This is a genomic window from Streptomyces sp. NPDC026515 (assembly GCF_055567595.1).
In genome coordinates, this window is the sequence record NZ_JBVHQD010000012.1 from 257,780 (window position 1) to 265,671 (window position 7,892).

At 73.6% G+C, this 7,892-nt stretch carries 7 protein-coding genes; 3 read left to right on the forward strand and 4 right to left on the reverse strand.

What is annotated here, in order from left to right; all coding sequences use genetic code 11:
• Positions 1-20: 20 nt before the first annotated feature.
• The 3 genes from fabG to ACZ4O3_RS26145 all read right to left on the reverse strand — a co-directional run bounded on the left by fabG (position 21) and on the right by ACZ4O3_RS26145 (position 2,173).
• A complete protein-coding gene (fabG, locus tag ACZ4O3_RS26135; RefSeq protein ID WP_362724955.1) occupies positions 21-782 on the reverse strand; it encodes a 3-oxoacyl-ACP reductase FabG in 762 nt (253 codons plus the stop codon).
• A gap of 171 nt (positions 783-953) precedes the next feature.
• Positions 954-1,370, reverse strand: a complete 417-nt coding sequence (locus ACZ4O3_RS26140) for a DUF3037 domain-containing protein (RefSeq protein ID WP_362724964.1) — start codon at positions 1,368-1,370, stop codon at positions 954-956.
• A gap of 29 nt (positions 1,371-1,399) precedes the next feature.
• Positions 1,400-2,173, reverse strand: a complete 774-nt coding sequence (locus ACZ4O3_RS26145; RefSeq protein ID WP_467724514.1) for a HipA family kinase — start codon at positions 2,171-2,173, stop codon at positions 1,400-1,402.
• Between the two features lie 742 nt (positions 2,174-2,915).
• Between ACZ4O3_RS26145 and ACZ4O3_RS26150 the strand changes: the two genes are divergently transcribed.
• From ACZ4O3_RS26150 to ACZ4O3_RS26160, 3 genes are read left to right on the forward strand one after another with little or no spacing between them, the layout of a single operon-like run.
• Complete coding sequence (locus ACZ4O3_RS26150; RefSeq protein ID WP_467724516.1) at positions 2,916-4,616, forward strand: ABC transporter ATP-binding protein; 1,701 nt, start codon at positions 2,916-2,918, stop codon at positions 4,614-4,616.
• A complete protein-coding gene (locus ACZ4O3_RS26155; protein ID WP_467724517.1) occupies positions 4,613-6,460 on the forward strand; it encodes an ABC transporter ATP-binding protein in 1,848 nt (615 codons plus the stop codon). Before ACZ4O3_RS26150 ends, ACZ4O3_RS26155 begins: the two co-directional genes overlap by 4 nt.
• A 60-nt stretch (positions 6,461-6,520) precedes the next feature.
• A complete protein-coding gene (locus tag ACZ4O3_RS26160) occupies positions 6,521-7,591 on the forward strand; it encodes an iron-siderophore ABC transporter substrate-binding protein (protein WP_467724519.1) in 1,071 nt (356 codons plus the stop codon).
• A gap of 61 nt (positions 7,592-7,652) precedes the next feature.
• Here ACZ4O3_RS26160 and ACZ4O3_RS26165 read toward each other — a convergent pair whose 3' ends face one another.
• Positions 7,653-7,856: an MbtH family protein gene (locus ACZ4O3_RS26165; protein ID WP_385000232.1), complete on the reverse strand. Its 204-nt coding sequence runs from the start codon at positions 7,854-7,856 to the stop codon at positions 7,653-7,655.
• Positions 7,857-7,892: the final 36 nt, after the last annotated feature.

Below are 7,892 nucleotides of genomic sequence, written 5' to 3' on the forward strand. Positions count from 1 at the left end.
TGGTGAGTCCGTGGTGCCCGCTAGTCCAGCGGTCCGCCGGCCACGTACAGCACCTGGCCGGAGACGAAGCCGGCCGCCTCGTTCGTGAAGAAGGCGATGGCGTTGGCGATGTCCTCGGGCTCACCGACGCGCTGCACCGGGATCTGGGTGGCGGCGGCGGCCTTGAACTCCTCGAAGCCCATCTTCACGCGCTCGGCGGTGGCCTTGGTCATCTCGGTGGCGATGAAGCCGGGGGCGACGGCGTTCGCGGTGATGCCGAACTTGCCGAGCTCGATGGCGAGGGTCTTGGTGAAGCCCTGCAGACCGGCCTTGGCGGCGGAGTAGTTGGCCTGGCCGCGGTTGCCGAGCGCCGAGGAGGAGGACAGGTTGACGACCCGGCCCCAGCCGGCCTCGACCATGTGCTGCTGGACGGCCTTGGTCATCAGGAAGGAGCCGCGCAGGTGCACGTTCAGGACCGTGTCCCAGTCGGACGCGGACATCTTGAACAGCAGGTTGTCGCGGAGCACACCGGCGTTGTTGACCAGGATGGTCGGGGCGCCCAGCTCCTCGACGACCCGCGCGATCGCGGCGGCGACCTGCGCCTCGTCGGAGACGTCGGCGCCGACCGCGATCGCCTTGCCGCCGGCCGCGGTGATCTTCTCCACGGTGTCCTTGCAGGCTGCCTCGTCGAGGTCGATCACGGCGACCGCACGGCCCTCGGCGGCCAGACGTACGGCGGTGGCGGCGCCGATACCGCGTGCGGCACCGGTGACGACCGCGACCCGCTGCTCTGTGGTGGACATTCCTGTGTCTCCTCGCCCTTGAGAGAACCTGTCGCCCTTGAGAGAACCTGATCGGGTGAGCCCGCTCACGGAGCCCGCCCTGTGGTGAGCGACCGCTTAGTACCTTCGGTAGACGTGACGCTAGAAGCCCTGGCACCCGGTGTCAACGTCACACCGCGCGGGTGTGATCCATTACCTCACCAGGAGGTCGGTCAGCCGCTCGGTCTCGGCCGCCGGATCGAGGGTGAGCCCGGTGTGCACGGGACCGGGCTGCACGACCGTCGAGCGGGGAGCCACGAGCCAGCGGAAGCGCCGACCGGGGTCGTCGCCCGCCGCGAGCCCGGCCGCCTCCCCGCCCGCGCAGACGGCCTCGACCGCCCCGAGCGCGGCCCGCACCCCGGCGACGTCCGCGTCCGGGTCCAGGGCCAGCAGCCGGGCCTCGTCGAGATGGGTGCGGGCACCGACGTAGGCCTTGGCCCGGCAGTAGACGATCACTCCGGCATTGATGCACTCGCCGCGCTCCACGCGGGGCACGACACGCACCAGGGCGTACTCGAAGACATCCCGGTCACCGCCCTGGCCGGACCGGGTGATGTGGCGCTCTACCACATGTCCGGCCACGTGGATGTGGGTCTGGCTCACTTGGCCCCCTTGCCGGGCTCGATGCCGGTGATGCGGTCGTGGATGACGGCGGCCCGCGCGAGCAGCGGCCGGGCGTAGGTCCGCCGAAGGTCGTCGGTGGTCTCGAAGCCGGGCTCGCCAGCCAGCCAGACGTCCGGGATCTCGGCGGTCACCTCGGCGAGCAGGTCCTCGGTGACCCGGGGCGCCAACTCGGCGGCGGCCGCCCGGACATCGGGGGCGAAGCCGCTCAGCGCGTGGTCGCCGGCGTCGTACGGGCGGGCGGCGGAGGCCTCGGCGGCGGGCCAGTTGTGCTGCCAGATCATGGTGGCGCCGTGGTCGATGAGCCACAGGTCGCCGCGGTGCACCAGCAGGTTGGGGTTGCGCCAGGAACGGTCGACGTTGTTGATCAGCGCGTCGAACCAGACGATCCGCCCGGCCTCCTCGGGGCTCACCGTGAAGGCCAGGGGGTCGAAGCCGAGGGCCCCGGAGAGGAAGTCCATGCCCAGATTGCTGCCGCCGCTGCCCCGCAGCAGGTCCTGCACCTGCTGTTCGGGTTCGCCGAGCCCCAGCACGGGATCCACTTCCACGGTGACCAGACGGGGCATCCGGAACCCGAGCCGGCGGGCGAGTTCACCGCAGACGACCTCGGCGACCAGCGTCTTGCGGCCCTGCCCCGCGCCGGTGAACTTAAGGACGTACGTCCCGAAGTCGTCGGCCTCGACGAGCCCCGGCATGGACCCACCCTCACGCAGGGGCGTGATGTAACGGGTCGCGATGACCTCTTTCAGCACTGTCCCAGGCCACCCGTCTCTTCAGCTTTGCCATCCACGGCCGGCTCCGGCGCCTTCCTGGACCTCGGTCCCCGGCATGAAGTGAGCATAGTAACCGCGCGTGATCACGCCCGGGCAGCACACCCACCGACGGCACGGCCGTCGAACCCCTCGCCACTCGTCACCCGCCCGCACCACCCGATACGCGGGCCGCGACACGGACGCGGCACCCGTCGGCCGGGCGCCGCGGGGGTCGGACCGGGGGCGAGCCGGGGCCGGGGGCCGAAGGCCGGGGCCGAAGGCCGGGGCCGAAGGCCGGGGCCGAAGGCCGGGGCAGGGGGCCGAGAACCCCGGACCGAAGACCCGGACCTGCCGCCGGGGACCGGAGGTCGGCGCTGGGCACCGCGCGCCTGCCGCCGGGGGCCGAAGGCCGGGAACCGCGCGCAGAAGACCCGGACCGGAGGCCGAAGGCCGGGGCCGGGAACCGCGGGTCGGGGACCGGAGGGCGAAGGTCGGGGACCGGAGGTCGGGGCCGGGGGCCTGGCACTGCGGGCCGGAGGCTAGGGCCGGCACCAGGGGCCGAGACCGCGGGCCGGGTACCAGGGCCGCGGGTCGAGACCACGGGCCGGGGGCGCGGGGCCAGACCGCGGGTCGGGGGCGGGGATTGTCATCGGCCGGGCTGTGAAAGGGAGTCGGGGATTGACGTCACCGTATTTACTTAGAGTAGCCTTACCTAAGTTATCCGGTTTCCGGAGGGTGGCTGGTGGGATCAAGGGAACCGTCGGGGCGCGATGTCCTGGCACGCTCGGTCAGGGGGCAGGCGCGGCGGCTCGCCCTCGGCTCCGCGCTCGGCTGTGTGCACCAACTCGGCGAAGCGCTGGTCCCGGTCCTCATCGGGGTCGTCGTCGACCAGGCCGTGGCCGGACAGGACGCCGGGCGCCTGGTGCTGTGGCTGGGCGTGCTGGCCGTCCTGTACGTGTGCCTGTCATGGAGCTTCCGGCTCGGCGCGCGCGCCGGTGAACGCGGCGCCGAGGAGGCCGCACACACCCTCCGGCTGGCGATCGTGCACCGGGTGCTCGACCCCCGGGGCGGCGCGGAGGAGGACCGGCTCTCCGGCGAACTCGCCAACGTGGCCACCGAGGACGCCAAACGGGTCGGCGCGGTCAGCATGGCGCTGATGAGCGGGATCTGGGCGCTCGCCGGCATCACCGTGAGCGCCGTGGTCCTGCTGCTGACCTCCGTGCCGCTCGGCCTGATCGTGCTGCTGGGCACCCCGGCGCTGCTGTGGCTGGGACATCTGCTCAGCAAGCCGCTGGAGCGGCGCAGCGAGGCCGAGCAGGACCGGGCCGCGGGCGCCGCCGGGGTCGCTGCCGACCTGGTGGCCGGGCTGCGGGTGCTGAAGGGGCTCGGCGCGCAGCGAGCGGCGGTGGAGCGGTACCGCCGTACCAGCAGGGTCTCCCTCGCGGCCACCCTGCGCGCGGCCCGGGCCGAGGCGTGGCAGACCGGTCTGGTGCTGGCCCTCACCGGGGGGTTCATCGCGCTGATCGCCTGGGTGGGCGGCCGGCTGGCGCTCGACGGGTCCCTGACGCTGGGGCAGTTGGTGTCGGCGGTCGGGCTCGCGCTGTTCCTGCTGGGACCGTTGGAGACGTTCGCCTGGGTCAACACCGAACTCGCGCAGGGCCGCGCCTCCGCCGCCCGGATCGCCCGGGTGCTGGCCGCCGGCCCCGCAGTCGTCGGTGGTGACGAGCCGTTGCCGGACACGGTGCGCGGGGCGATGCGGCTGCGCGCGGTGCGGTTCGGCGGCCTCGACGGCGTCGACCTGGACCTGCCCGCCGGCCGGCTGACCGGGATCGCCGTGACCGATCCGGCGTGCGCCGAGGCCCTGTTGAGCTGTCTGGGCCGGGAGGCGGACCCGGAGGCGGGCTCGGTCGAGCTGGACGGGGTGCCGCTGACCCGGCTGGACCCGGCGGGGCTGCGGGCCGCGGTGCTGGTGGCCGCGCACGACGCGGCGCTGTTCGAGGGCTCCCTGGCCGCGAACGTGACCCCCGGGGGCGTCGAGGGGCCGGACCCGCGCACGGCCCGGGCGATGGCCGCCGCCGACGCCGACGAGGTCGCCCGTTCGCTGCCGGACGGCGCGGACACCGGAGTCGGCGAGGGCGGCCGGTCGCTCTCCGGTGGGCAGCGGCAACGCGTCCTGCTCGCACGGGCGTTGCGCGCCGAACCGCCGGTCCTGGTCGTGCACGATCCGACGACCGCGGTGGACGCGGTCACCGAGGCCCGCGTCGCCGAGGGGCTCAGGGAGATCAGGCGCGGCCGGACGACGGTCGTGGTCACCAACAGTCCGGCGCTGCTCGCCGTCACCGACCGGGTGGTGTTCCTGGACGGCGGCCGGGTGGACGCCGAGGGCACGCACACGGAACTGGCACTGACCCACGAGACCTACCGGACGGCGGTGCTCGCATGACCCGGACCGACCAAGGGGCCGGTCCCGGGCGGGCCCTGCTGCCCACGGCCACGCCCGCCCGCACCCGCGCGGCCGTCGGTGAACTGCTGCGCCCGAACCGGACACTGGCGGCCGCGGGCTTCGGCATGATGGTGCTCGCCACGGCCGTCGGACTGCTCACCCAGCCGCTGCTCGGCCACATCGTCGACCTGGTCACCCGGCACCGCTCACCCGCCACCCTCACCCCGCCCGTGCTCGCGCTGGCCGGGGTGGCCGTGGTCCAGGGCGTGACGGCCTCGCTCGGCATGTCGCTGGTGTCCCGGCTCGGCGAGACCGTGCTCGCCCGGCTGCGCGAACTCTTCGTGGAACACGCGCTGGCGCTGCCGCTGGAGCGGCTGGAGCGGGCGGGCTCGGGCGACCTCAGCTCCCGGGTCACCCGGGACGTCTCCCGGGTCGCCGACGCGGTACGGACCGCCCTGCCCGAACTCGCCCGCTCCGCACTGTCGATCGTGCTGACCCTGGCCGCGCTCGCCCTGCTGGACTGGCGGTTCCTGCTGGCCGCGCTGCTCGCCGTGCCGGTACAGGCACACACCGCACGCTGGTACGTCCACAACGCCGTCCCCCTGTACGCGCAGGAGCGGATCGCCACCGGTGAGCAACAGCAGCAGCTGCTGGACACCATCGGCGGGGCGCGCACGGTACGGGCGTACCGGCTCCAGGACGGCCACGGCCGCCGGGTCGCCGAACGCTCGCGGGCCGCGGTGGAACTGACCATGCGCGGGGTGCGGCTGGTACTGCGCTTCTACAGCAGGCTGCACATCGCCGAGTACGTGGGCCTCGCCGGCGTCCTGGTCACCGGGTTCCTGCTGGTGCGGTCCGGGTCCGCGTCGGTCGGCACGGCGACGGCCGCCGCCCTGTACTTCCACAGCCTGTTCGGTCCGGTCAACACCGCGCTGGTGCTGCTCGACGACGCCCAGTCGGCGACGGCGGGCCTGGCCCGGCTGGTCGGTGTGATCGACGAACCCGCGCCCACGGTCGCCGGACGGCGCAACGCCCGTACGGCGGCCGGGCCGGGCGAACCGTCCGTGACCCTGGCCGGGGTCTCGCACGCCTACGTGCCCGGCCGCCCGGTGCTGCGCGGGGTCGACCTGGAGGTGCGGCCCAAGGAGCGGATCGCCCTGGTCGGCACCACCGGTGCGGGCAAGACGACCCTGGCCAAGCTGGTGGCCGGGCTGCACCGCCCGACGGCGGGCCGGGTCGGCATCGGCGGTGCCGAACCGGACGAGTCGGGACGGCTGGTGGGTCTGGTCACCCAGGAGGTGCACGTGTTCGCCGGGCCGCTCGCCGACGACCTGCGGCTGGCCCGCCCGGACGCGAGCGACGAGGAGCTGTGGGACGCGCTGGCCCGGGTGGGTGCCCTCGGCTGGGCCGAGGCCCTGCCCGAGGGCCTGGACACGGTCGTCGGCGACGGCGGCCACCGGCTCACCGCCGACCGCGCCCAGCAACTGGCCCTGGCCCGCCTGCTGCTGGCCGATCCGCCGGTCGTGGTGCTCGACGAGGCGACCGCCGAGGCCGGCAGCTCGGGAGCCCGGCTGCTCGACGAGGCCGCCGAACAGGCGCTGCGGGGCCGTACCGCACTGGTCGTGGCGCACCGGCTGAGCCAGGCCGCCGCGGCCGACCGGGTCGTCGTCCTGGACGCCGGCCGGGTCGTCGAAGAGGGCACCCACGACGAACTCCTGGCCGCCCGGGGCCGGTACGCGGCGCTGTGGCAGGCCTGGGCCGGCAGCCGGGCCGGCGACGGACGCCCCCCCGCCGCCTCCCGAGCCGCCCCCTGGCCGAACTGCCGGCCGACCGACTCCCCCTGATCCCAGCCGCCCCCGCCGGACCCCGCCGGACCCCGTCGCCCAGAACAGAAGGATCACCCGATGCCCCGCGCCACCAGAGTGTCCAGGCTCACCGGCCTGCTCGCCTCCGTACTCCTGCTCACGGCGACGGCGGTCGCCTGCGGTTCCTCCGACTCCGACGCCGGCTCGTCCTCCTCCGGTTCCACGGGCTCGTCCGCGTCCGCGGGCGCCTACCCGGTGACGATCGCCCACAAGTACGGCAGTACCACCATCGAGTCCGAGCCCAAGCGGATCGTGACGGTCGGCCTCACCGACCAGGACGCCGTCCTCGCCCTCGGCAAGGTCCCGGTCGGCACCACCGAGTGGGTGGGCGGCTACAAGGGCGCGATCGGCCCGTGGGCCCGGGACGAGCTGTTCGGCGCGGCCGCGCCGACCGTGCTCAAGGACACCGGCACCGGCCCCCAGGTGGAGAAGATCGCCGCGCTCAGGCCGGACCTGATCCTCGCCGTGTACTCGGGACTGACCAAGGCGCAGTACGAGAGCCTGTCGAAGTTCGCACCGGTGGTGGCCCAGCCGAAGCAGTACAACGACTACGGCGTGCCGTGGCAGCGGCAGACCGAGGAGATCGGCCAGGCGCTCGGCAAGGCGGACGAGGCCAGGACGCTGGTCTCGGGCGTCGAGGCCAAGTTCGCGGCGGCCAAGCAGGCCAACCCCGCGTTCGCCAGGGCCACGGCGGTGATGGCGACCCCGTACGAGGGCGTGTTCGTCTACGGCAGCGAGGACCCGCGCTCCCGGCTCCTGTCCGGCCTCGGCTTCTCGCTGCCGAAGGACCTCGACAAGGCGATCGGGGACCAGTTCGGCGCCAACATCAGCAAGGAGCGCTACGACCTGCTCGACCAGGACGTGGCCGTGTGGATCGTGCCGGACACCACCTCGGCGGTCACCAAGCTGCACGGGGATGCGATCTACGGCGATCTGAACGTGGTGAAGCAGGGCCGTGAGGTCTTCGTCAAGGAGACCGGCGACTACGGCAACGCGGTGTCCCTGTCGACCGTGCTGAGCATTCCCTACGTCCTGGACCGCCTGGTGCCGCAGCTGGCGGCGGCGGTGGACGGCAAGCCCGCCACGAAGGTCGGGCAGCCGGCGTCGTGACGCGGGCGAGGAGGGGGGTGGGTCCCGGTCCGGGACCCACCCCCCTCCTCGTTCTCACCGGTCAGGAGCCGTCGATCAGGCTCTTGGGGCGCAGGTCCGTCCAGTGGGTCTCGATGTGGTCCAGGCATTCCTGCCGGGCGGCGGGGCCGTGGACGACCGTCCAGCCCGCGGGGACGGCCGCGAAGTCGGGCCACAGGCTGTACTGGCCCTCGTCGTTGACGAGGACGAAGTAGACACCGTCGGGGTTCTCGAACGGGTTGCTCATGTCAGCGGGTCCTTAGCCTTTCGGTCTGTTCGGTCT